1 protein-coding gene and 1 pseudogene are annotated in these 967 nt (G+C 73.1%); one reads left to right on the top strand and one right to left on the bottom strand.

Annotated elements, in window-relative coordinates:
• Positions 1-460 precede the first annotated feature (460 nt).
• The gene (locus FV223_RS31020; protein ID WP_187274950.1) at positions 461-622 is read left to right on the top strand and encodes a hypothetical protein; all 162 of its coding nucleotides are present in this window, start codon (positions 461-463) and stop codon (positions 620-622) included.
• A 22-nt stretch (positions 623-644) separates the two neighbouring features.
• Here the strand turns inward: FV223_RS31020 and FV223_RS28570 are convergent.
• Positions 645-967 (bottom strand): annotated as a pseudogene (locus FV223_RS28570) (winged helix-turn-helix domain-containing protein); the annotation flags it as partial.

Below are 967 nucleotides of genomic sequence, written 5' to 3'. Positions count from 1 at the left end.
TACGCGCCGGCGCTCGATCTGGATCGGGGCTGAGGCGGATCCGGCGGAAGGGCGCCTAGTCGCGGCGGTCGTTGCCGGCGGTTACGCGCTGCGCCCCGAAAAGCCCCGCCTGGCGATCATGCCGTCCTCCCGCCGAGGCCCTGCCCTCCGCCGGGCGGCTTATCGCGGGATTTGCGGCGATGGGCCAGCCGTCCGCGGCCGCATCCGGCCCGGAGCGGCCGCGAAACCCGCACCGCGGAAGCCCGGTTTGGGCGCTGTCGGGTCGGACGGATCGGCGAACCGAAGAAATTCTTCACGGTTTCTCCATCGATCATGCGTTCGATGCAGCATTCGCGTGCGAAGACGCACAAGACCCGAGCCGGGCACATGACTGCCACCGCGTGCGGCCCGGTGGTGCCCGCCGGGCACGAGGCCCAGATTCAGGGCCATCGCAACCGCACCCGCTTCAGGACCTTTCGCCGTGGACGTCTCGACCGCCAAGACCCTCGTCTCCGCCGTGCTGGTCTGCGCCATCGTGCTGTTCAGCGGCATCTCGCTGCGGATGTTCGTGCTGGAGGTCGGCCGGGATCTCCGCAGCGCGCGGGCGCAGCGCGTAACCGCCGGCAACGACCGCCGCGACTAGGCGCCCTTCCGCCGGATCCGCCTCAGCCCCGATCCAGATCGAGCGCCGGCGCGTAGACCGCGTCGCCGAGCCGCCGCAGCGGCCCGTGCGGGCCCGTGCGCTTCCACAGCCGCGTGTTCAGCGCCGCGACCGGATCCTGGCCGGGGACGGCGAACCCTTCCGCGACGAGCGCCTTCAGGATCTCGCCCGCATGCATCGGCCGGCCGGCGCGCACGAGGATGCCGCAGGCGGCCTCGACCAGGGCGCGGCCGTAGCGGCGCGCGCCGACGGGATCGACCTCGAACGCGACGGGCACCCGCTCCGGCAATGGCTCGGGAGCGGGAGGCTCGGCCCGGAGGGCGGCGC

This window comes from Methylobacterium sp. WL116, from assembly GCF_008039455.1.
Taxonomy (GTDB): domain Bacteria; phylum Pseudomonadota; class Alphaproteobacteria; order Rhizobiales; family Beijerinckiaceae; genus Methylobacterium.
This window is presented reverse-complemented; position numbering and strand designations above follow the sequence as displayed.